The 23561-nt window shown below is 64.2% G+C and carries 18 protein-coding genes; 6 read left to right on the top strand and 12 right to left on the bottom strand.

Features of this window, described 5'->3' with window-relative positions; all coding sequences use genetic code 11:
* Positions 1–7 precede the first annotated feature (7 nt).
* The 7 genes from CLU90_RS05060 to CLU90_RS05030 form a co-directional block, all read right to left on the bottom strand.
* Positions 8–2548, bottom strand: coding sequence for an EAL domain-containing protein (locus tag CLU90_RS05060; RefSeq protein ID WP_100427374.1), 2541 nt, complete (start codon positions 2546–2548; stop codon positions 8–10).
* On the bottom strand, positions 2545–6195 hold the full coding sequence (locus tag CLU90_RS05055; RefSeq protein WP_100427373.1) for a response regulator: 3651 nt from the start codon (positions 6193–6195) through the stop codon (positions 2545–2547). Before CLU90_RS05055 ends, CLU90_RS05060 begins: the two co-directional genes overlap by 4 nt.
* Before the next feature lie 37 nt (positions 6196–6232).
* Entirely contained in the window at positions 6233–7390 is a 1158-nt protein-coding gene (locus CLU90_RS05050) for an ABC transporter substrate-binding protein (protein WP_092708222.1), read from the bottom strand.
* A gap of 120 nt (positions 7391–7510) precedes the next feature.
* Complete coding sequence (locus CLU90_RS05045) at positions 7511–8518, bottom strand: NADP-dependent oxidoreductase (RefSeq protein ID WP_100427372.1); 1008 nt, start codon at positions 8516–8518, stop codon at positions 7511–7513.
* A gap of 36 nt (positions 8519–8554) precedes the next feature.
* A complete protein-coding gene (locus CLU90_RS05040) occupies positions 8555–9364 on the bottom strand; it encodes an oxidoreductase (protein ID WP_100427371.1) in 810 nt (269 codons plus the stop codon).
* A gap of 104 nt (positions 9365–9468) precedes the next feature.
* A complete protein-coding gene (locus CLU90_RS05035; protein WP_442906666.1) occupies positions 9469–10074 on the bottom strand; it encodes a TetR/AcrR family transcriptional regulator in 606 nt (201 codons plus the stop codon).
* Positions 10075–10117: 43 nt separating this feature from the next.
* Positions 10118–11002 carry a LysR family transcriptional regulator gene (locus CLU90_RS05030; protein ID WP_100427370.1) on the bottom strand — a complete coding sequence of 295 codons (885 nt, stop codon included), beginning with the start codon at positions 11000–11002 and terminating at the stop codon, positions 10118–10120.
* 148 nt (positions 11003–11150) lie between these two features.
* Between CLU90_RS05030 and CLU90_RS05025 the strand changes: the two genes are divergently transcribed.
* A complete protein-coding gene (locus CLU90_RS05025) occupies positions 11151–12530 on the top strand; it encodes an amidohydrolase family protein (protein WP_100427369.1) in 1380 nt (459 codons plus the stop codon).
* Positions 12531–12566: 36 nt separating this feature from the next.
* Here CLU90_RS05025 and CLU90_RS05020 read toward each other — a convergent pair whose 3' ends face one another.
* The gene (locus tag CLU90_RS05020) at positions 12567–14510 is read right to left on the bottom strand and encodes a cytochrome c/FTR1 family iron permease (protein ID WP_100427368.1); all 1944 of its coding nucleotides are present in this window, start codon (positions 14508–14510) and stop codon (positions 12567–12569) included.
* Positions 14511–14658: 148 nt separating this feature from the next.
* Between CLU90_RS05020 and CLU90_RS05015 the strand changes: the two genes are divergently transcribed.
* Positions 14659–14946: a YciI family protein gene (locus CLU90_RS05015; protein WP_100427367.1), complete on the top strand. Its 288-nt coding sequence runs from the start codon at positions 14659–14661 to the stop codon at positions 14944–14946.
* 176 nt (positions 14947–15122) lie between these two features.
* Here the strand turns inward: CLU90_RS05015 and CLU90_RS05010 are convergent, their stop codons facing one another.
* Entirely contained in the window at positions 15123–16160 is a 1038-nt protein-coding gene (locus CLU90_RS05010; protein WP_232731080.1) for a zinc-dependent alcohol dehydrogenase, read from the bottom strand.
* Between the two features lie 217 nt (positions 16161–16377).
* Between CLU90_RS05010 and arsH the strand changes: the two genes are divergently transcribed.
* The 3 genes from arsH to CLU90_RS04995 all read left to right on the top strand — a co-directional run bounded on the left by arsH (position 16378) and on the right by CLU90_RS04995 (position 18436).
* The gene (gene arsH / locus CLU90_RS05005) at positions 16378–17109 is read left to right on the top strand and encodes an arsenical resistance protein ArsH (RefSeq protein ID WP_100427366.1); all 732 of its coding nucleotides are present in this window, start codon (positions 16378–16380) and stop codon (positions 17107–17109) included.
* Positions 17110–17187: 78 nt separating this feature from the next.
* Entirely contained in the window at positions 17188–17841 is a 654-nt protein-coding gene (locus CLU90_RS05000) for an NADPH-dependent FMN reductase (RefSeq protein WP_100427365.1), read from the top strand.
* A gap of 103 nt (positions 17842–17944) precedes the next feature.
* Positions 17945–18436, top strand: coding sequence for an arsinothricin resistance N-acetyltransferase ArsN1 family B (locus tag CLU90_RS04995; RefSeq protein WP_100427364.1), 492 nt, complete (start codon positions 17945–17947; stop codon positions 18434–18436).
* A gap of 38 nt (positions 18437–18474) precedes the next feature.
* On the opposite strand, the gene CLU90_RS04990 is transcribed toward CLU90_RS04995, so the two are convergent.
* Both CLU90_RS04990 and CLU90_RS04985 read right to left on the bottom strand, forming a co-directional pair.
* The gene (locus CLU90_RS04990) at positions 18475–19473 is read right to left on the bottom strand and encodes an acetoacetate decarboxylase (ADC) (RefSeq protein ID WP_198511146.1); all 999 of its coding nucleotides are present in this window, start codon (positions 19471–19473) and stop codon (positions 18475–18477) included.
* 37 nt (positions 19474–19510) lie between these two features.
* Positions 19511–20740: an NADH:flavin oxidoreductase/NADH oxidase family protein gene (locus tag CLU90_RS04985; RefSeq protein WP_100427363.1), complete on the bottom strand. Its 1230-nt coding sequence runs from the start codon at positions 20738–20740 to the stop codon at positions 19511–19513.
* A 191-nt stretch (positions 20741–20931) separates the two neighbouring features.
* Between CLU90_RS04985 and CLU90_RS04980 the strand changes: the two genes are divergently transcribed.
* Positions 20932–21348: a MerR family transcriptional regulator gene (locus CLU90_RS04980; RefSeq protein ID WP_232731079.1), complete on the top strand. Its 417-nt coding sequence runs from the start codon at positions 20932–20934 to the stop codon at positions 21346–21348.
* A 43-nt stretch (positions 21349–21391) separates the two neighbouring features.
* Here the strand turns inward: CLU90_RS04980 and CLU90_RS04975 are convergent, their stop codons facing one another.
* Complete coding sequence (locus CLU90_RS04975) at positions 21392–23551, bottom strand: TonB-dependent receptor (protein WP_232731078.1); 2160 nt, start codon at positions 23549–23551, stop codon at positions 21392–21394.
* Between the last annotated feature and the right edge of the window lie 10 nt (positions 23552–23561).

Here is a 23561-nt window from a genome sequence, read left to right as displayed (position 1 = left end):
GGCGCGCCTAGGCGGCGCGGTTGCCGATCTCGATACCATGCGGACCGAGTGGAGGCCGCTGCACACCCGATTCGAAGCGCACGAAGGCTTCGCGCAAATGCTCCTTCAGCAAGGTTTCATCCCAGGGCTTGGTGATGAACTTGTACACCGAGCCTTCATTGATGGCCGCCGTGACCGAATGCAGTTCGGGGTAGCCGGACAGCATCACGCGCACGATCTCGGGATAGATGCCCTTGATGCGGCGCAAGAGTTCGTTGCCGGACATGCCCGGCATGCGCGCATCCGTGAGAATCACGCCCACGGCATGGGCGGCCACCAGTTCCAGCGCTTCCTGCGGCTGGCTGGTGCTCAGTATCTGGTAACCCTCCTTGCGCAGCGAACGGCGCAGGGAGGACAGGATGTGCTCCTCGTCGTCCACCAGCAGCAGCACGCGCTGCGGCGTTTCGGCATGGCAGCTGTCGGGCGGCAAATGGGTGCCGGCATGCAACATCAGATCCATCTCGGCGCCGGGCAGCGGGCGGCTGAAATAATAGCCCTGCATGGCGTCGCAATGGTTGGTATTGAGAAACCCCAATTGTCCTTCCGTTTCCACGCCCTCGGCCACCGTCGTCATGTGCAGCGACTTGGCCATGGCGATGATGGAGCGGGTCAGCGACGCGCCATCCACGCTGTCCGTCACGTCGCGGATGAACGATTGATCGATCTTGACGACGTCGATGGGGAACTGCTTGAGGTAGGACAGGCTGGAATAGCCGGTGCCGAAGTCGTCCAGCGACAGGGTGACGCCGATTTCCTTCAATTCTTCCAGCGCCTTCACCACGAGGTCGCGGTTTTGCATCAGTACGCTTTCCGTCAGCTCCAGCTCCAGGCAGTGGGCCGGCACGCCGCTCTCGGCCAGCACTTCGCGCACCAGTGCCGGCATGTCGACCTGGCGGAACTGGCGCGCCGACACGTTGACGGCCATCGTCAGGTGCGTAAAGCCGTAGGCATGCCAGACGCCCAGTTGCGCGCACGCCGTGCGCAGCACCCATTCGCCGATGGGCACGATCATGCCCGTTTCCTCGGCCAGGGGAATGAAGCGGTCCGGCGGCACCAGGCCGATGCCGTCGCGGCGCCAGCGCAGCAGCGCTTCCATGCCATAGATCTTGCCGCTGGTGAGGTCGACCTTGGGCTGGTAGTGCAATTCCAGCTCGCCCAGCGCCAGCGCCTGGTGCAGCGCATGTTCGATTTCGGCCCGTTCTTCCACCAGCACGCCCATCTTGTGGTTGTAAAACTGGTAGCCGTTGCGGCCCTTGTCCTTGGCGCTGTAGAGGGCCGCGTCGGCCGTCTTGAGCAGCATGTCGCCGCTGTCGCCGTCGGATGGAAACACGCTGGCGCCGATGCTGGTGCTGACGTGCAAGGTATGTTCGCCCAGCACGAAGGGTTCGGCGAACACCGCCAGCACTTTTTGCACGATCTGTTCGGCCGTCACAATGTCGGGCAAGTCCGTCAGCAGGATGACGAACTCGTCGCCGCCCTGGCGGGCCACGGTGTCGCCCTCGCGCACGGCCAGCTTCAGCCTGCGGGCCACTTCCTGCAGCAGCGCATCGCCCACGGGGTGGCCATAGCTGTCGTTGACGAACTTGAAGCGGTCGAGGTCCATCATCAGGGTGGCCAGGTGCAAGCGGGTGCGGCGGGCATGGGCGATGGCCTGGCCGATGCGGTCGTTCAGCAATTGGCGGTTAGGCAAGTCCGTCAGCGCGTCGTGGTTGGCCAGGTATTCGATGCGCAATTCCTGCAGCTTGCGGTCCGTGATGTCCTGCACGGTACCGCGCATCAAGCGCACTTCGCGGCCTTCGCGCACGGCTTCGGCCTGGTGAAAAACGATGTATTCGCCGCCGTCCGGCCGCACTACCTTGTGCTCGAGACCGTAGCTGGTGCCGTTCGCATGCAATTCCATGAAGGCGTCGAGCAGCAGGGGCCGCTGGTCTTCGGGCAGGCACTGCAGCAGGCGGTCGAAGCTGGTGGGGCCGGCATCGGCGTCCAGGCCCAGGATGCGCAACAGTTCCGGCGACCAGTAGCCGTCGCCGCCGGCGGCCCGGTATTCCCAGTTGCCGAGGCGGGCCAGCGTTTGCGCGTGGTTCAGGCTTTCCTGGATACGGCTCAATTCCGTCAGCGCGCTGCTGGCCCGCAGCAGGTAGCGCAGCCGGTGCGCCAGCAGCCGCCACTGCATCGGTTTGGAAATGAAGTCGCTGGCGCCCGCTTCCAGCGCCTGCTTGATGGAATCGTCGTCGTCGTTGCCGGTCAGCACGACGATGGGCACGTGCGCGCCGCCCGGCAGCCGGCGCAGCTGCTGGCAGCATTCGAAGCCGCTCATGCCGGGCATGGCGACGTCGAGCAGGATCAGGTCGGGCACGCCGCGCTGGAAGGCGGCCAGCGCTTCCAGGCCGCTGGCCGCTTCCTCGATGCGGAAGCCTTCCGGTTCCAGCGCTTCCGTCACGAGGATGCGCGTCATGGTGTCGTCATCGACCACCAGGACCAGTGCTTGCGGGGGCAGTGCGGTATTCATATGGCTTCCTTCTCAATGGCCAGGGCGGCGAGGACACGGTCGAGCTCTTGCTGGATGCCGCGGATATGGTTGAGTGCGCTGCCGACGTCATTGCCGCGCGCATATTGTTCGATTTCACGGCAGGTGGCCGACAAGCCCAGCGCGCCCACGTTGGCGCAGCTGGACTTGAGCGTGTGCGCCGCCAGCTGCAGGGCCGCCGCATCGCTGGCCTCGGCCGCCACTTCCAGCTGGCCCAGCAGACGCGGGGCGTCGCTGTAGAACAGGTCGATGATGCGGCCCAGCACGTCGGGACGGCCGGGACGCCGCATGGCGCGCAGGTTTTGCAGGGCGGCCGCGTCAAGGATGGCGGCCGTTTCCGCCGGCGCCGGCGTTTCTGCCATCGCCGCCGTTTCCACTTTGGCCGGCGCTGAAGACGACGGGCGCCAGCGGGCCAGCACGCCCAGCAGGGCGGCGCGCGTGTACGGCTTGGCGAGATAGTCGTCCATGCCCGCGTCCAGGCACAGCTCGCGGTCGCCGAGGATGGCATTGGCCGTCAGGGCGATGACGGGCGTGCGGCCGCGGCCTTGTTCCGTTTCCATGCGGCGCAAGCGCCGGGTCGCCTCGAAGCCGTCCATTTCCGGCATCTGGCAATCCATCAGGATCACGTCGAACGGCTGTTGTTGCCACAGGGCCAGCGCGCGCCGTCCATTATCGGCCGGCGTCGCTTCGTAGCCGCTGTCTTCCAGCATGGCCAGGGCAATTTCCTGGTTGATCGCGTTGTCTTCCACCAGCAGCATGCGCAGCGGGGCCTGGCCTGCGGCCGCGGTGTCCGCTGGAGCGGGCAGGGCAGGCATGGCGGCACTCGTGGGCGCCAGGGTGCCGAAGCCGCCGATGGCTTCGATGCAGTGGCGCAGTTCCAGCGCCCGCACGGGCTTGGTCAGGCAGTATTCCACGCCCAGCGCCGTCAGCTGGCGCAGATCGGCCGAGGCGTCCAGCGAGCTGAGCATGATGATTTTCAGGGCCGCCATCCCGGGGTCGGCCTTGATCGCGCGCACCAGCTCGGCGCCATCCATGACGGGCATGCGCATGTCGATGATGGCCAGGTCGAACGGGTGCCCGCTGCGCAGCGCGCCTTGCAGCAGGCCCAGCGCCTGGGCGCCGTCGGCCGCGCTGGCGGCGGCCATCTGCCACTCGATCGCATGCTGCAGCAGGATGGTGCGGTTGGTGGCGTGGTCGTCGACGATCAGCACGTTCAAGGCGCCCAGCGACACGCGCGGCGGCGGTGCCGGCGGCGCATCCCCGGGCGCCACGCTGCCCACGGCGACGGTGACGGCGAAGCTGGAACCCTGGCCCGCCACGGATTTCAGCACAATATTGCCGCCCATCATTTCCGCCAGTTGCTTGATGATGGCCAGGCCCAGTCCCGTGCCGCCGTATTTGCGCGAGGTGGTGCTGTCGGCCTGGCGGAAGGGCTGGAAGACGGCCGCCGCCGCTTCCGGCGCCATGCCGATGCCCGTGTCGCTCACTTCCAGGCGGACCTGTCCGGCAGCGGGGCAGCTGACATCGACGGAAATTTCACCGCGTTCGGTGAATTTGGTGGCGTTGTTGAGCAGGTTGGTGAGGATCTGGCGCAGGCGCACGGGGTCGCCGCGCACGTGCTGCGGCACGTCGGAATCGATGCGGCAGGTAAATTCGATGGCTTTGCGCTGGATGCCGTTGGCAAACAGCGCCACCACGTCGTCGATCACCTGGCGCAAGTCGAAGGGAATCTGTTCGAGCACCAGCTTGCCCGCCTCGATCTTGGAAAAGTCGAGGATGTCGTCGATGATGCTGAGCAGGCTTTCGCCCGAGCGGTGCACCGTGTGCACGAAACGCTGCTGCTTGGGGCTCAGTTCCGTGCGCTGCAGCAGCTCCGTCATGCCCAGCACGCCATTCATGGGGGTACGGATCTCGTGGCTCATCTTGGCCAGGAATTCCGATTTCGCCCGGTTGGCGGCGTCCGCCTCGGCCTTGGCCTGCTTGAGCGCCAGGTCGCGCTGTTCGACGTGTTCGAGCATGCCGTTGAAGCCCTTGATCAATTGCCCCAGCTCATCGCTGCCATGCTGCGCCACGCGCACGGACAGCGCCTTGCCGTCGCGGATATGGGCAATCGCGTGCGACAGGCGCGCCAGCGGCCTGGCGATGGACGCGCTGATCAGCCCCGTGATGGCCACGCAGGCCAGCAGCAACACCAGCGCGATGCCGAGGATCAGCACGAAGGCATGCCGCACGCCATTGCGCACGGTGGCCACCGCATCCTGCTGCTGCGCCGTGATGCGCGCCACTTGCTGCGCGGAATAGGCGGCCTGTTCGCGCTCGAAAGTGCGCACGTGGCCGATCACCTCGTCAAGCGCCGCCTGGCTGTCCAGCACCTTGCCCTTGGCCTGCACCAGCCGCTGTCCTGACCGTTCCACCGCATCCAGGTACGTGTTGACGCCGCGCGTTTCGGCCAGCAAGCCCAGTTGGCCTATGCTTTGCAGCAAGGTCTGCATGGCGCCCATGTCGCGGTGCAGGGCGCTGATGCGTTGCGCGATATCGTCGCCCAGGCGCTGGACGTCGCCGGTGGCCGTCGCAAGCATGACTTCGCCCACGTCGATGCTGATGGCGTCGACGGCAAGGTTGATTTCGCCGCTGGCATCCTCGATGCGGGACGAGGTGCGCATGTAGCGGTTCGCCTCCGCCAGCCGGTCGCGTCCGATGGCCAGCTGCAATTCGATGGGATCGAGTTCCTCGGCCAGGCGCAGGAGGGTGGAGGCCAGGGTGGTGCTGACTTGTTCCTTGAGCGCCGCATAGTGCGCCTGCTGCGCCGCGCTGGCGCCGCCTTCGGCCAGCAGTCCGGCGCGCAAGGCCAGCAAGCCGGCGGCGGGATCGAGCATCTGCTGCGCCGTGGCCAGCAGCGTCGACCGCAACGCCTGCTGGCCAGCGCTGATGTCGCGCTCGCCACTGCCCGCCAGATGGGCAACGGCCGCCGCCAAGCGCTCGCGCAAGGGGGCGATGCGGAAACGGTTTTTCACGGCCTCCGTTTCCGCCAGCGAAATCTGCATGTCGAGTATGCTCTTGCGCAAGTCCGTCAGGTAGCGGGAATTCTGGTTCAGGTGCTGGCTTTGCAGCTGCACTTCGGCTGCCGTGGCCTGGGCCTGACTATCGACCAGGCGGATCTTGCCGCGCGCGTCCTTGGCGGCGGCCTTGATCTGATCGAGTACTTGGCGCATCTCCGTCGCCTGCGCCTTGTAGTAGGCCTCGTTTTCCAGGCGCTTGCGCACGGCGACGCGCATGCGCTGGAATTCCTGCTCGAAGGCCGCGTGATAGCGGGGCGTTCGCGACTCGCCGTGGCCTTGCAATTGCTCGCTGATGCTTTCGGCGGTCTGGATATTGGCGACGATCTTGTTCGATACCTGCTCGAGCTGCGCCAGGTCTTCCGCCTTGCCCAGCTCGAAGAAATCCGACGCCATGTCCTGCACGGTATAGCGCAGTCGCAGCACGTCCGTGTACAGCGGCACGGTACGGTCGGTCAAGCCGTGCACGTGGGTTTCGATGCCTTTCACCAGCAGCAGGCTGGCCGCCGCCATGACCGCCACGCCGGCCAGCAGGACGGTGGTACTGATGATCAGCTTGCTCCTGATTTTCATGCCGGGCTCCAGGGCGGGCTGGAAAACTGGGCGCGCATCATTTCGCGCCTGGCCCCGGGTCGGCCGGTACGATCTTGCCGTCCGCGATGCGGGTCAGGAAAACGGCCGTCGATGCCTGGTGGTTGTCGGGCCGCAGCGTCACGTGCATGCCGCCCAGGTCGCGCCGGTCGAACGTTTCAAAACTCCGGATCAGCCGCTCGCGCGTGAGGTCGGTGCCTGTCTGGCGCAGCGCCGCCACCATCAGGGTGGCCGAGATGCAGCCTTCGAAACTGACGAAAGACAGCCTGGCCGCCGGCACATGTTTGGCCAGCAGCGCGGCGCAGTCGGCGGCGATGGGCAGCGCGCGGTCTTCCGGCAGGGGCACCACCTGCGAAATGACGATGTTGTTGCCTTCCGTGCCCAGCAGTTGCAGCAGGCTGTCCGTGCCGACAAAGGACACGGTGGACAGGGCCGCCTTCAGTCCGGCCTGGCCCGCTTCGCGCACGAACGCCGCCACCGGGGTGTAGGGACCGGCCATGATGACCGCTTGCAGGTCGTGCCCGATCAGGGCCGCCAGTCCCGCCTTGACGGCCGTGGTGCCGCGCTGGAACGAGCCCTTGGCGACGAGTTCCATGCCGCGCCGTTGCAGGGCCTGCACGGTGCCGTCGAGCACGGCATTGCCGAAACCGTCGTCCTGGTACAGGACGCCAAAGCGCTTGACGCCCCGGCTGGCGAAATATTGCACCAGAGCATCGGACTCATCGTCATAGCTGGCGCGGAAATTGATGATTTCATGCACCACGGGACGGCGCAAGGTCATCGCGCCCGTAAACGCGCCCACCAGCGGCACCTTCATTTCCTGGACGATCGGTATGACGGCGTTGGTGGTGGGCGTGCCCACGTTGCCGAACAGGGCGAACACCTGTTTTTCCTCGACCAGCCTGAGCGTTTCGCTGATGGCCCGGTCCGGATCGTAGCCGTCGTCGGCGACCACCAGTTCGATGCTGCGGCCATGGATGCCGCCGCGCAGGTTCGCTTCCTGGAACACGGCCGTCGCGCCGTCGAGCATGGCCTTCCCCAGCCCAGACGCCGCCCCAGTCTGGGCATTGACCATGCCCAGACGGATGTGCGTATCGGTGACGCCCGGTTCGACGGCATGAACCACGCCGGCCGCGAGGATGATAGTCAGCCAGCAGCATTCCGGGAAAAAGCGCATGAGCTACCTTTGTTCAGGTTGACCGATATCAAGAGGTATAGGGTTGACAACGAGTATGGAGCAAATTGCCAACGCAAAACTCACACATAGTCACAGCGCGGAAAGCAGGCCGGATACGCCTCAAGACACGGGCAGTTGCACCACAACCTTGCCCCGCGCGCGGCCCTGCGCCAGGTAGTCCAGCGCCTGTTTCGCCTCAGCAAAGGGAAACACCCCGTCGATGACGGGACGGATGGTGCCCGCTTCGAGCAAGGCGGCGATCCGCGCCAGCTGGCCGCCGTCGGGGCGCACGAAGTGGAAGGCATAGCTGGCGCCGCGCCGCTGCGCCAGGCCGATGATCTTGCGGCTGAGCAGACCAAACACCAGTTTCAGCACCACGTTCATGCCGCGCGCGCGGGCAAAGGCGGCGTCGGGCGGGCCGATCAGCGAGACGACGTGGCTGCCCGGCTTGACAATCCGCAGGGCCTTTTCCAGCCCGTCGCCGCGCACCGTGCCCAGCACGGCGTCGTAATCGCGCAGCACGTCCTCGAACGGCTGTTTCTTGTAGTCGATGACCTCGTCGGCGCCAAGGCCGCGCACCAGTTCCACGTTCGCCGTGCTGGTGGTCGTGCCCACGCGGGCGCCCAGGTACTTTGCCAGCTGGATGGCAAACGTGCCGATGCCGCCGGAACCGGCCGGGATGAACACTTTCTGGCCCGGCTTCAGCTGCATGCGTTCGTGCATCGCTTGCCACGCCGTCAGGCCCACCATGGGGATCGACGCCGCCTGCACGAAATCGAGGTTGGCCGGTTTGAGGGCGGCCGCCTGTTCCGGCACGATGGCAAATTCGGCCAGGCTGCCATGGGGCGTATCGAAAATGCTCGCATACACGGCGTCGCCCACTCTAAAACGCGTGACGCCGCCGCCCACGGCCACGACCACGCCGGCCAGGTCGCTGCCCAGGGTGGCCGGCAAGCGCGTTTTCAAGATCGGCTTGAAGTCGCCCTTGGGGATCAGGTTGTCGATGGGGTTCAGGCTCACGGCGTGCACCCGCACCAGCAATTCGCCGGGGCCGGGCGTGGGGCGGGGCAGTTCCACAAACGCCGCGTGATCGAGGCCGCCGTATTTTTTAAGTTGCAAAGCTTGCATGATGTTCTTTCTGAAGGCTGAAAAAGGCGCAGGAGATCAAGCCAGGCGCAGGTCCTTGCGCAAGCCGGCGTCCATCAGCGCGGCGGGCATGAAACGGCGCATCAGGCGCAAGCGCGCCGCCAGCGGCCCGGCCGTGTAGCGCAATTTCGGCTGGCTTGCCTGCGCCGCCGCCAATATGGTGTCGGCCACGATGGCCGGCTCATCGGCGCCGGCCATCAGCGTTTGCAGGCGGCTGGTGACGGCCGCGCTCACTTGCCGGTAGGCGGACAGCGGGGTATCGGGCGCCAGCAAATTGGCTTCGAACGTGGTCTTCGTGTAGGCCGGTTCGATGACGCTGGCGCGGATGCCCCAGCCACGCACTTCATGGTCGAGCGATTCAGTGTAACCCTCGATCGCGTGCTTGGTGGCGGAATACAGCGCGCCGTAAGGCATGGGCAAAAAGCCCAGGACGGAACCGATATTGAGGATGCGCCCGCCTCCCTGCGCCCGCATGTGCGGCAGCACGGCCAGGGTCATGCGCAGCACGCCGTAGAAATTCGTGTCGAAGATGGCTTGCGCCTGCGCCACGCTGCTTTCCTCGGCGCCACCCGGCGCCACGCCGAAACCGGCGTTATTTACCAGCAGGTCGATGCGGCCTTCGCGCTGTATTACCTCCGCCACGGCGGCAGCGACGGACGCATCGCTGGTGACGTCGAGCGCCAGCATCGCATGGCCGGAGCCGGATGCTTGTGCGCCGCGGCGGCTGGTGCCGTACACCGTGTAGCCGGCCTGCGCCAGGCGCCGGGCCGTGGCCGCGCCGATGCCGGACGAGGTGCCGGTGACGAGGGCAATCTTCTTGTTTTTCATGACAGTTCCTTCAGTGGTTGACAGCGTTGGATACAAAGTATGACGATCATCATATTGTTATTTCAAAAAAAGCCCGTGACGGATCGGTGCCACGGGCGGGGCAATTAGCTGCTTGCCTGAAACTGCGCCAGGGTGGCCGCGCACAGCGCCTCCGACAGGGCCGGTTCGTCCACGGCGCGCGCGAGGATGGTCGTGCCGATCATGGCGCACACCGTCGCCATGGCCTGCGCATGCGCTTCGGGCTGGCCCCAGTTCGGTAACTGGCGCGCGAACAGGTCGATCATTTCCTTGATATGGATGGTGGCGGCGCGTCGCACCTCGGGTGCCTGGCGCGGCATTTCCGAACCCAGCGCCGAGACGGGGCAGCCCACCTCGATGGCGGCGACGTGTTCGGGCGACAAATACGCGGCCAGCATGGCCTGCAGCGCCTGGCCGGGCGGGGCGGCGGCGGCCACCCTGGCCGCCAGCGCCACCGCTTCGGCGCCCGCGCGGTCGCCCGCTTCGGCCAGCAGCGCATCGCGCGAGGCGAAGTGCGCATAAAAGCCGCCGTGCGTCAGGCCCGCTTCCTTCATGATGTCGGCCACGCCCGTGCCCGCATAGCCGCTGCGGCGGATGGCGCGCGTGGCCACTTCGACGATGCGTTCGTGGGTGGCTTCCTTGCGGCTTTGCGCCGACGCTTTTTTGGATAAGTTCTGCATGATGGTCATCATATCGCAATTTTCAACAGCGTGCACGCGAGGTGCTCGGAACAGCTCAGAACAGTCCGGCCGTCCAGTCGGTGAACGCCCGCATCGCCGGCGAGAGAAAGCGCTGATGCGGGTAGAGCAGCGATACGGGCACGGGCGCCGGCCGCCTGTCGGCCAGCACCTCGACCAGTTCCCCGGCCTGCAAATGGCCGCTTACGAGGATCTCGGCCAGCTGCATCAAGCCGCGGCCGGCCAGGCCCAGCTCGACGTACAGCCCCGTCTCGTTGACGGCGACCGTGCCGGGAAGGGGCACGGCGACGTTGACGCCCTCGTCGATGAAATGCAACTCGCTGCCCCGTCGCGGCGTACCGGAAAAGTAGTGGACGGCCCGGTGTCCCTGCAAATCCTCGAGGCTTGCGGGAACGCCGTGTTCGGCCAGGTAGGACGGCGCCGCGCAGGTGATCCAGCGCAGCTCGCCCAGGCGGCGCGCGACCAGCGTCGAGTCTTCCAGGCTGCCGGTGCGGATGACGCAATCGACGCCTTCCTGTATCAAGTCCACCTGGCGGTCATTGACGCCGATCATCAGGTAGATGTCCGGATAGCGCTGCTGGAATTGCGCCAGCCGGGGCAGGATCACGGCATGGGCGATGCCGCCAGGCATATCGACGCGCAAGCGTCCCTGCGGGCGCTCGCTGGAGCCTTGCAGGCCCGCTTCGGTGTCGGCGATCAGGTCGAGGATCTCGCGGCAACGTTGAAAGTAGCGCTCGCCTTCCGGTGTCAGGCTGAGGTTTCTGGTGGAGCGGTTCAGCAGGCGCGTCTGCAAATGCTTTTCCAGCCGCTTGATGATGCCCGTGACCGATGACGCGGGCAGGCCCAGGGTCTCCGCCGCGCGCACGAAACTCTTGCTCTCGACCACGCGGAGGAATACCTGCATTGCTTGTACGCGGTCCATGTGTTGTCTTCGTAGCAGTAGGGGAAACGGCACTATAACCCAACATTGTTCGGTTTTTTCGCATGCTGAAAACGCAGGGCGCTACTTTTTCCCTGTGCTGGCCTGCACTAGACTGCGTGCAATTCATTAACTGCGACAGGAATCAAGCATGTCTGAACAAGCCTCTCAACTGCTGGCTCCGCTGGCTCCGCCCCCGCACAAGATGCTGATCAAAGGCGCCACCATCATCAGCATGGATGGCAAGGTCGGCAACTTGTCCAGGGGCGACATCCTGATCGCCGGAGGCATCATCGCCGCCATCGGCCAGAACCTGCAAGCCGACGGTGCGGAAGTGATCGATGCCACGCAGATGATTGCCATTCCGGGCATGGTCGATACCCATCGTCACTCCTGGGAAGGCCAGCTGCGCCGCATCAACCCGAATGCGGCAACGCTCGAGGACTATTGCAACGCCACGCATTTCTCGTTTGCCAAATACTACCGGCCGCGCGACATCTACGTAGGCAACCTGCTCACGGCCCTGGGCTGCATCGATGCCGGCATCACGACCGTGATCGACAATTCCCACAACAGCCGCACGGCGGCGCACGCCGACGCGGCGGTCGAAGCGCTGCTCGATGCGGGCATCCGCGCCGTGCATGCCTCAGGGGCGCCCGTTTCGGGCGACTGGGACAAGGCGCATTGGCCTGGCAACCTGGCGCGCCTGCAGGAAAAATATTTCAGCGATCCCGACAGCCTGGTGACGCTGGCCATGATGGCGCAGCTGGAACCGGAGCAGTGGGCCGTCGCCCGTAAACTGGGCATTCCCATCGTGACCGAGTTTTTTGGCGCTGGCATGGCGGCCGAACTCGAAGGTCTGCAACGGCAGGGGCTGCTCGGCGGCGACAACATCTTCAACCACTGCACCTGTCTGCCGGAAGCGGGCTGGCGCATATTGCGCGAGGCGGGCGTGCGCGTCAACGTATGCCCGCGTTCGGATGCCCACTATGGCATCGAAGATGGCATGAACGCCTGGCAGGCGGCGCACCTGCACGGCATACGTCCCGGCCTCAGTGTCGACAACGAGACTTCGTATAGCGGCGACATGTTCATGGAAATGCGCGTGGCGTTCTACCTGCAACGGGTAATGGGGCGACGCCAGGGACATCGCCATGCGGCCGCGCCCACCGATGCCTTCCGCTTGCTCGAGGCCGCCACGATCGACGGTGCCGCGGTGGCGGGGCTGGAACAGCGTATCGGGAGTCTGAGGCCAGGCAAGCAGGCCGACCTGGTGCTGATACGCACGGGCGACCTCAATGTATATCCTGTCAATAACGCCATCGGTACGGTCGTGCACGCGGCTGAGCGCAGCAATATCGATACCGTCATCATTGGCGGGCGCGTGCGCAAACGCGGCGGCGTCGTGCTGGGCGTCGATCAGGCACAACTGCGCGCCGCCATCGACGAATCCTGTGGCCACCTGTTCAGTGCCGCCGGTTACGAGCCAGATCCGTTTGCCCAGTCGTTCGCGCCGATCCACCCGGCGTAGGCAGCGCCCGCTGGACGCTGCCCGTGCCGCGAAGGATCAGGCCAGCTTGCGCTTGCCTGCGGAAACGCGGTTCCAGCCATAGCCGGCGACGATGATGGCCAGGATGGCCGCCTGCGCCAGCAGGGTTTCCAGGGTCGGCAGGATGCCCAGCAGGTCGATGCGCATGAAGTCGACGGGGGTGACGCCGATCCAGCCCGCTTCCTGCAGCGCGGCCACGCCTTTGCCCATCAAGATCACGGCCAGCACGGCCACGAAGGCGGACGTCCACGAGAAGAACTTGCCAATCGGCATGCGAGCGCTCGTGCGCAGCAAGGCCCAGGCGATCACGACCAGCAGCACGATGGCCACCAGGAAGCCGCCCAGCAGGGCGCCGCCATTGCCGTCGGCCGCCAGGGCGGAATAGAACAGCACGGTTTCAAACACTTCGCGGTAGACGGCGATGAAGGCCAGGGCGAACAGGCCCCAGGCCGAGCGCCGGCTCATCGCGGCCGTGAGTTTCTCGTGCAGGTATTCCTGCCAGCGCCCGGCGCTGCTCTTCTGGTGCATCCACAAGCCCACGCTGAGCAGGACCAGGGCCGCGAATACGGAACCGAGTCCTTCGCTCACTTCACGGCTGGCGCCGCTGATGGTCACCAGATACGTCGCCGCCACCCACGTCAGGCCGCCCGCCACCAGCGCGCTGGCCCAGCCCGCATGCACGTAGGGCAGCACGTCCTTGCGCTTGGCCTTGCGCAGGAAGGCGATGATGCCGATCACGATCAGCAGCGCTTCCACGCCTTCGCGCAGCAAGATCGTCAGGGCGCCGACGAAGGTCGTCATCGGGTCGGCCTTGGCGTCGCCCAGTTCCGCTTCCACGTGGGTAAACAGTTGCTGCAGTTTTTCACCGGCCGCTTCGGCGTCGGCCACCGTGCCCTTGGCCACGGCGGAACGATAGGCCAGCATGGCGTTTTCCACGGCCAGCAGCAGGGATTTGTTGCGCGCGCCCACCATCGGTTCGATCGGCTCGAAGCCATCGAGGTAGGCGGACAGGCCCAGGCGCGTGGCGTTCGTGCGGTCGCCCGCGTGCATGGCGGCGAGGCTTTCGGCCAGGCGCAGACGCGACAGCGCCAGACCGGCCGGCTTGTGCGCTTCGGCCTTGTCGGCATGGCTGCGCAAATACGCCGTCAAGGCTTGCGCCTCTCCCGCGCCCAGCTTGGCGGCAACGGCCTCCTGCGTCAGGGTCGTCACGGCGGCCAGGTCCGCGTACAGCTTCTTGGCCCGTGGATCATCCTGCCACAGTTTTTCGCCGCGCGCGCTGGCCGCCGCATCGTGCGACATGCCGCCGATGTAGAACGCCAGGTCCCAGCGCTCGTTGTCGGACAATTGGCCAAAACTGGCCATCGAGGTGCCGGCCACGCCTTGCGAGATGACCTGGTACAGCGCCATCAGGCTGCGCGACTGCGCCCGTTCGCCATCCGTGAAGGCGATCGGTTTCGGTTCCAGGCTGGCCGCCAGCGGGCCGTCGCCGCCACCAGCCACGCCGTGGCACGACGCGCACTGGGCCGCATACAGGGCCGCGCCGCGCGCCAGGTTGGGCAGCACTTTCGGCGCCACGGGTATCGGGTAGGCGGCAATCAGCAAGCCGTTTGCGTGGTGCGCCAGGCGCTTGACTTCCACACCATCGGCTTTGGCGACGACGGCTTTGCGCAGGTCGGCGATGGCGGCGGCAATGGCCGCCTGCGAGGCGTGGGCGGGCAGGGCGGCGATCTGCGTCGTCGCGTTGTCCGTGAAATCGAGCATTTCCGCGTATTCGGCCTCGCTGACCACCTTGCCGTGCTCGACGGCGCCGCTGTAATCGACGGCAACGTAGTCGATCAATTGCCACAACTGCTTGGCGCCGGCGCCCTGGTCGGTCGCTTGCGCGTGCGCGCCACCGGCCAGCAACAGGCTGGCGGCCACGAGCGGATAGCACACGAGCCATTTTTTGATAGAACTGAACATGATTCTCATTCTCATTTATCGTCAACCCGGGGACTATAGGACAGACCGCGCGGGGTGTCAACGGCACACGGGCGTTCGCGGGCGTAAATAGCGGGGCATCTCTGTCATACTTGCTTGCTTACCCTGTCAATGAGTTTTGAGGAGCCTTATGTTCATTGTCCTTCTGCATTACGTTCAACCGCTGGCAGCCATCGAGGCTCACATTGAGGAGCATCGCAGTTTTCTTGATCGTCACTATGCCGCAGGGCATTTTTTAGCTTCCGGTCCCCAGGTGCCGCGAACAGGAGGTGCCATCCTCGTGAAAAGCCTGAGCCGTGAGGAATTGGATGGCGTGCTTGCGGAAGATCCCTTCCATCGGGAGCACATCGCGACTTATCAAGTCATTCAGTTCAATCCGAACAAGTTTGGTGTTGGTGTCGAAGCTGTTCTTGGCTGAGCGACAGCCATTGAGCCTGCGGCGTGCCCTGGTCGATATTGCCGACCAGATGCGCAGCAGCGTGGAAAGGAACGGAGGAAGCAGGGCGACTGGCCGCACGCAGGCTTTGCGCACAGCCCCCTGGCGACGGCAATGTCATTGCCGTCGCACGACACGCCGGAATGCTGGCGTGGCGTTTACTTGCCGCTGAAATCGAGCACGACGCGCGCGGCAACCTTGCCGTGTTCCAGGCGGCTGAAGATGTCGTTGATGGCCGACAGCGGCTGCAGTTCCACGTCGGCCTTGACCTTGCCCGTGGCGGCAAAGGCGAGCGCCTCGGCCATGTCCTGGCGCGTGCCCACGAAGGAGCCGCGTATCGTCACGCAATTGGCGACGACGTCGAACAGCGGCGTCGGGAAGTCGCCCGGCGGCAAGCCTACCAGCACGCAGGTGCCGCGCTTGCGCGTCATCGCCACGCCTTGCTGGAAGGCGTCGAGCGACGGCGCCGTGATCAGCACGCCGTGGGCGCCGCCCCCGGTCGCTTCGCGCAGGGCCGCGACGGGGTCGCCCTGGCGCGCATTGATGGTCACTTCGGCACCGAGGGCGCGCGCGTGCTCCAGCTTGCCGTCGTCGATATCGACGGCCGCCACGCGCAAGCCCATGGCCAGCGCATATTCGATGGCCAGGTGGCCCAGTCCGCCGATGCCGGACACGGCCAGCCATTCACCGGGCCGCGCCCCCGTTTCCTTGATGCCCTTGTAGCTGGTCACGCCGGCGCAGATGATGGGCGCCGCCTGCACGGCGGACAGACCCGCCGGGATATGCGCGACGTAGCGCGGATCGGCCAGGATGTATTCGGCAAAGCCGCCATTCTTCGTGTAGCCGCCAAACTGCGCCTCGGCGCACACGGTTTCCCAGGCCGCCAGGCAATGTTCGCAATGGCCGCAAGCCGAGTACAGCCAAGGCACGCCGACGCGGTCGCCCAGCTGCACTTCCGTCACGCCCGTGCCCACGGCCACCACCAGACCGATGCCTTCGTGGCCGGGGATGAACGGCGGCGACGGCTTGACGGGCCAGTCGCCGCGCGCCGCATGCAAGTCCGTGTGGCAGACGCCGCACGCTTCCGTCTTGACGAGGATCTGGCCGGGGCCGGGCACCGGCACGGGCACCTCGCGCAGCACCAGCGGCTGGCCCAGTTGCTCGACAACGGCGGCTTTCATGGTAGTGGGTGTCATGGTATTCCTTATGAAGTGGATAGGCGTAGTGCAGGGCGCAAGCCATGATGTGCTCGACACAGGCTTGCGTACGGTCACATTCTGCTGCACACGATATAAAAAATGTTTGATCCACATCAACATATGCCGGGAGGGATGAGATAGGCCGAGATATGAAACAGACTTACATTAATTCCATAATTCGACTATTATGGAATAATTGAAAGGGAAACCCACCATGCATGACTTGCCCAACATCAGCGCGGCCCACCTCGACACGCCGACCCTCGACAAACTTGCGCCGCCGGCCGTGTCCACGCATGCGCCGCGCATCCTCTTGCTGTACGGTTCGCTGCGCGAACGCTCGTTCAGCCGCTTGCTGACCCTGGAAGCGGAACGGCTGCTCCAGCATTTCGGCGCCGAGACGCGGGTGTTCGACCCGCAAGGCTTGCCCATGGTCGACAGCGTCAGCCCCGACCACCCCAAGGTGCAGGAGCTGCGCGCACTGTCGCTGTGGTCGGAAGGCCAGGTCTGGTGCAGCCCGGAACGCCATGGCGCCGTGACGGGCGTGTTCAAGTCGCAGATCGACTGGCTGCCGCTGGAAATGGGCAGCGTGCGTCCCACGCAGGGGCGCACCCTGGCCGTGATGCAAGTGTCGGGCGGCTCGCAATCGTTCAACGCCGTCAACGGCTTGCGCGTGCTGGGCCGCTGGATGCGCATGGTGACCATCCCGAACCAGTCGTCCGTTGCCAAGGCATACCAGGAGTTCGACGACAACGACCGCATGAAGCCGTCGCCATACTACGACCGCCTGGTCGACGTCATGGAAGAACTGTATAAATTCACCCTGGTGGTGCGCGACCGCTCCGATTACCTGACCAGCCGCTACAGCGAGCGCAAGGAATCCATGCCGGTTGACGCGCGCGCCCTCGCCACGGCGGCCATGAAGCACGAAACGCCGGGCAAGTAGGCTGTTTTCATCGCGGCCCGCACGCCGCGGTCGCCACTTTACGATGACTCAGTCGAATTCCTGGTTTGAAAGGACAGCATGAAAATCTTGGTGTTTCTTGGCTCAATACGTACAAGCGCGCCGCCCCAGCCGGCGCGTCTCGGCGAGCGTGTCGCCAAAGCCTGCGCGGCGCAGTGCAGTCAAGATGGCCACGACGTGGTGCTCATCGATCCATTCGATTACGACCTGGGTGATGTGTTCAAACCGCACTTTTCCTATGCGAAAGGACGCGCACCCTTGCCGTTGGAGCACCTGGCCAGTGAGATTGCCGGCGCCGACGGGTATGTGATGGTCAGCCCCGAATACAATCATTCAATGAGCCCGGCGCTGGCGCATCTACTGAACCATTTTGGAAGTTCCCTGTTTGCTTTCAAGCCCAGTGCCATCGTGACTTATTCGGCAGGGCAGTGGGGTGGCGTGCGCGCGGCAGTGGGCATGCGCGCTTTTCTCTCCGAGCTGGGTTGTTTGCCGGTGTCGGCCATGATCCATATTCCGGCCGCACATACTGTTTTTGCTGCCGATGGCAGTTTTGCGCCTGAAGTCGATAGCACGCGCTGGGTTTCATATATCGAGCGCACCTTTTCCCAGCTGACCTGGTGGGCCGAGGCCGCTAGGCGGGAGCGGGAGCGATCGGGAGGAACAGGGCCTTCGCCGGCTTTCCTGCGCGATCCTTCTCAACGCAATGCGCCGTGAGGTCGCATATGGCGAATTATTGCCAGAATGACACCTTGCGGCGCCGTGCACAGTTTACGGCCGAGTTCCTTCCTGCCACTTCACGTCTATTTGGATCCCACTGATGATACGACTTGCCACTACCGCCGATGCCGCCGCGATCGCCACGATTTACAACCATTACGTCAGCAGCTCCACCATCACGTTTGAAGAGCAGGTGGTTGGCAGCGACGAGATGGCCCAGCGTATCGCCGCTGTCGGCGCACAGTTGCCGTGGTATGTTTTCGAGCGCGACGACGGGATTCTCGGCTATGCCTACGCCACGCCCTGGCGCGCCCGCAGTGCCTATCGTTTTTCCGTCGAATCGACGGTGTACGTGGCGCACGAATGCGTGCGGCAAGGCGTCGGCCGGCAACTGTACAGCGTGCTCATCGATGACTTGCGTCAGCGGCAGCTGCAGGTGGTCATCGGCGGCATCGCACAGCCAAACAACGCCAGCGTCGCCTTGCATGAGCGCCTGGGATTCGAGCAAGTGGCCATGTTCAAGCGGGTCGGCCGTAAATTCGACCGGTGGATCGACGTGGGGTATTGGGAGTTGCAGCTACAGGACGAGTAAACGCTACGTTGCTGCTCACCTGGCGGCTTTTCAACAAATCACTTTTCGACACCGAGGTCTCTTAGTGATTTCGGCGCATACAGCGCGCTTTGAAATTCCGGCACGTATTCATATTTCATCATCTTCCCCAGCTTCAATGACTTGATATAGGTGGAGAAGCTGCCGTCGCCCAGCTTCAGGTCGACCGATTCCGCACTCGTGCTCGACGCGTGGCTCAGCTGGCGGGAAAGGGCATAGCCATACGTGAGTTTCCCGGTGCCATTCTTGTTGGTGAAGCTGTTGCTCACCACATCGGCCGTGTGCGACAGGTCGGCCAGTTTTTTGCCTGCAAAAACAAAATCGAGCTTGCCTGTTACGCTATCCATGACTTCAAAGGAAACGTTTGCGTCCGTTTCCTTCACCTCGATACCGGTCAGCCACTTGGGCAGATTGTAGCCAACCACGCCACGCACCCTGGCCAGTTCCGTGTTGACGGGAAGCTCGAGCACATAGCCCCAGAAATCACTGGACAGCGACTGGCCCAGTAAAGTGAACGGGCCAAAACTGGTGGTGCCGGGCTTGTTGGTCACAATCGCCAATGAAATTTCATTGTAGCTGTCGTTGTCGCAGTACTCATACGCATAGGCCGTCAATGCCACCGCGCCCCGGCCTGGCCATACTTGCAGGGGCTGGACTTGCTTCAGTATGTCTTCGGGCATCAGCTCCTTCAGGCGCGCGAGGTCCGCTGTAAATACGGCCGTGATCTTGCGGTTCTTGTAATAGAAGTTCGGCGAATACGAATCAAAACCGATGGACACCTTTTCTTTTTGCATCTCCTTGAACCAGCTCAGGTCAAGCTCCGGCGCTTCCGATGCGATGACGGACAAAGGCGGATTCGAGCGAAAGCGGTCATACAGGCCGCCGGCGGCCACCGGGACGGCATGGCCCGCGATATCGATGATGAGCTGCCTGTTTTCGACAGCGTGTTCCGCCCGGGACGGGCTTGCGGCAATACTCAACACCAGTCCGGATACCGCCGCGGCGATTTTCATGTTCATTGCTTGCACCTTCCATGTTTGATTGGGAAAAATTCCATTAACAGCCGCTATGCATCCGCCGGCGATACTGCCGGTTGCGGATGGTGGTGTCCCATTGCTGTATCAATAGCGCCAGCGCAGGCGCGACGTTGGGCCGGGTATGCTTGCCCAGGCTCAGGCGCCGCAATTGATACTTGACCATCGCCATATAGGCGATGGACGAGAGCACCTTGTTTTTCCAGGTGATGGCCCGGAGCAAGGGGCTTGCCGATTGATCGGAACGCCATGCTTCAGGCAGTTGCGGGGCGAGTGCCAAGGCCGTTCCCATGCCCGCCATGGCAATGCCGCTGTCCAGCACCTGTTGCACCACCTGGTAGCGGCGTATGCCGCCCGTCACCATGATGGGCATGCTGGCCACCGTGGCGATATCCTTGGCGAACTCGAGGAAATAGGCTTCGCGGGCCAGGGTGCGTCCGTCGCGGGTCTGGCCGTGCATGGCAGGGGCTTCATAACTGCCGCCGGACAATTCAATCAGGTCCACGCCCAGGGTATTGAGCATGGAAACGACCTGCTTGGCATCTTCCGAACTGAAGCCGCCTTTCTGGAAATCGGCCGAATTGAGCTTCACGGCGACGGCAAAGCCTTTGCCGACGGCCTGCCGCACCTCGTTGACGACGTCGACAAGCAGCCGCGCCCGGTTTTCCAGCGAACCGCCCCAGCGGTCGGTGCGCTGGTTGGTCAGAGGCGAGAGGAACTGGCTGATCAGGTAGCCGTGCGCGGCATGGATTTGCACGCCCGTAAAGCCAAACCGCTCGGCCAGCCGGGCGCTGTTGACAAAGCGCTGTTTCACGTCGGCAATGTCGGCCTCCGTCATTGCGCGCGGCGCCGAAAATTGCCTGGAAAAGTTGCCCAGGTCCATGGGCACAGCTGACGGTGCGATGGTTTCCTGTGCCAGGGCGGCAGGCATCTGGCGCCCCGGATGGTTGATCTGCATCCAGATCTGCGCACCGCGTGAGCGGGCAGTGCGCGACCATCGCTCGAAGCGGGCGCCAAATTGCTCGGACTCCAGCACCACGCCGCCGGGCCCCGTCATGGCGCGGCGGTCGATCATCACGTTTCCGGTGATCATCAGGCCGACGCCACCGTCCGCCCACGACTGGTACAGGCGTATCAGCTCGTCCGAAGGCGCGTGATCGTTGTCGGCCATGTTCTCTTCCATGGCGGCTTTGGCAAGACGGTTCGGAACGACGGTCCCATTCGGCAATGTCAGTGCGGTAAAGGGTTTCATGCTGATCTCCAAGGTTGCGATAGCCTCACGATAAGCTTTAAGCTAACTTGAAGGTCAAGTCCTGAATCGGAAAAATTACAATCTCTCTTGCGCCATCATCCGCCGCTTGACATTGAAGCTGGCTTCAAGCTTATAGTTGAGCATGGCGTCCCGATGACACGGACAGGCAAGCACAAAAAATCAGCGGGGAAATGATGAAAATTGGCGAATTGGCCAAGCGCAGCGGCTTGGCGGCCTCCACGATTCGGTTCTACGAATCCAGGGGCCTGTTGAAAGCCGTGAGCCGGCAATCGAATGGCTACCGCGACTATCCTCTGGAAGCCGTGGCAGTGCTGTCCATCATCAGCGACGCGCAGCAGGCGGGCTTTTCCCTGGACGAAATCAAGCAAGTCTTGCCCGAGGACAGCTCATCATGGAAACATGATGAGCTGATGGCCGCGCTGAAAAAGAAGATTGCCGATATCGAATCGCTGGAAGTGCGATTGGCCCAGAACAAGGCCCATCTTTTATCCCTGATTCAACTGATCGATGCAAAACCCGATGATGTGGACTGCAAGGACAATGCCGCCAGGGTCATGGAAAGCATGGGCATAGGCAGTAAAAATTAAATCAAGGAAAGGCAGTCAAGCCTGCGGCAAGCGCATCGACAAATCAGAAATCCACGGCCGCCGACAGTTGCATGCTGCGGGGCGTCGACTGCGAAACGGTGCCATACGAGGCCACGCCGGCCCAGTAATGGCGGTCGAAGGCGTTCATCAGGCCGGCGCGCAAGGTCGTCGCCTTGCCGGCGATGGCCGTGCGGTAGCGCAAGCCCAGGTCGACCTTGGTCCACGACGGCACCGATTGCAGATTCGTCTGATCCACAAACTGCTTGCTGGTGTAGCTGACGGCGCCCGTGGCCGTCAACCCGGGCCAGTACGGCAGATCCCATTCGCCGCCTAGGTTGGCCATCGAGGTCGGCACACCCACGGGGCGCTTGCCCATGGTGGCGGCGTTGTTGGTCTTCACCAGACGCCCGTCGAGCACGGTGATGCCGGCCAGCAGGCGCACGGTCTTGCTGGCGGCGCCGGACAGGTTCAGCTCCAGGCCCCGGTTGCGCTGCTCGCTATCCATGCTGTAGACCTTGCCATACAACTGGCCGCTGGGCTTGGTCACCTGGAACACGGCCAGGGTCGCCAGCACGACGCCGAAATCGGCCTTCGTCCCCACTTCATACTGCTTGCTCTTGTAGGGCGCGAAGACCTGGCCCGCGTTGTCGGCGATGTTCGGGGCGATATCGCCCTTGCTCAAGCCCTCGATATAGTTCGCATACAGCGACACGTGGCGCAGCGGCTTGACGACGATGCCGGCCAGCGGCGTCAATGCGCCTTGCTTGTAGTGCGTGGTCAGCGCGCCGCTGGTGGCGTGGTAGTTTTTCGATTCGACCAGCTGGCGGCGCACGCCCAGGGTCAGCTGCACGCGCTGGTCCAGCATGTCCAGCGTATCGGCCACGGCCAGGCTGGAGAGGGTGGACGCGGACAGTTTCGGCACGCGGGCCGGTGCGGGAATGCCGGGATCGGGCACGGCCACGGGATGGTAGATGTTCGAGGTGATGAGCTTGCCGGAATTGCTCACGCTGCCAAACTCGTCGCGGTAGACATTGCCCATCACGACCAGCGCATGCTCGACGCCGCCCGTGCGAAAGCGCGTGCGCACGCCCGTGTCGCCGCTGGCGCGCCGTACGCGGAATTTCCAGTTCATGGGCGTGACCGTCATGTCGCCGGCCGCGCTGGTGATCGTCGGCGTCTGGTCCGAATAGCGCGACACGTCGGAGCGCGTGCCGCCCACGTCGGCGAACACGGTCACCTTATCGTTCACATCGTATTCGATCTTGCCCAGGGTGGCCAGGTCGTTGGATTTCCACCAGCCCCAGGACTGGGCGATGTTGCGCCGGCCGTCGGGCGCTTCCGGCACGGGCAGGCGCGCGGCCACGAGGAAGGGGCGCGTGGGCGCGTCGATCCACTGGTATTGCTCGATCACGTCGAGCGAGGCGCGCAGCCGCTGTCCTTGGTAGTCGAGCGCGACGGCCGCCACTTCCGCGCGCGAGGTCTGGTGGTCGAGCGGCGTATGGCCCTGGCGGTGCAAGCCATTGAAGCGGATGCCGAAGCGCCGCTCCTCGCCGAAACGGCGGCTGACGTCGATGGCCGCGCCAGCCTGCGAGCCGGATCCGTAATCGACGGTCAATCGCGTCAGGTCGCGCGGCAGCGAGCGTTTCGGCACGGCATTGACGACACCGCCCACGCCGCCATTCGGCGACATCCCGTACAGCAAGGCGGCCGGCCCTTTGAGCACCTCGACGCTTTGCAGGTATTCCGTAAACAAATGGTAATTGGGCGAGACGCCATACACGCCGTCGAACGCCACTTCACTCAAATTACCTTCGTTGAGGGGAAAACCGCGGATGAAAAACGAATCCGTGACGCCGCCGATCTGGCCCGTGAAGCGGGTGGACGGATCGCCGCCCAGCACCTCGGCCAGGGTCAGCGCCTGCTGGTCCAGCATGCGCTGACTCGTATAGCTGTTGACGCTGAACGGCGTATCGAGCAAGTCTTTTTCCCCCAGCATGCCAGAGCGCGCGCTCTTGGCAATCTGCCCGCCGGCATCCGCTTCGGCCTGGCCGGTGACGACCACGGTGGCGAGAGGGTTCTGCACGCCGGCAACTGCTTGCGCGTAGACGGACGGTGGCACGCTGGCAATGAGCAGGCCGGCGAGGATCAGACGGGCGGCGAGGGGATGATGGGCAGGGAATGGAGTTGGGAGTGAGGATGGCATCGATGGCATG

The sequence above is a fragment of the Janthinobacterium sp. 67 genome, assembly GCF_002797895.1.
In the GTDB taxonomy this organism is placed as follows: Bacteria; Pseudomonadota; Gammaproteobacteria; order Burkholderiales; family Burkholderiaceae_D; genus Janthinobacterium.
This window is presented reverse-complemented; position numbering and strand designations above follow the sequence as displayed.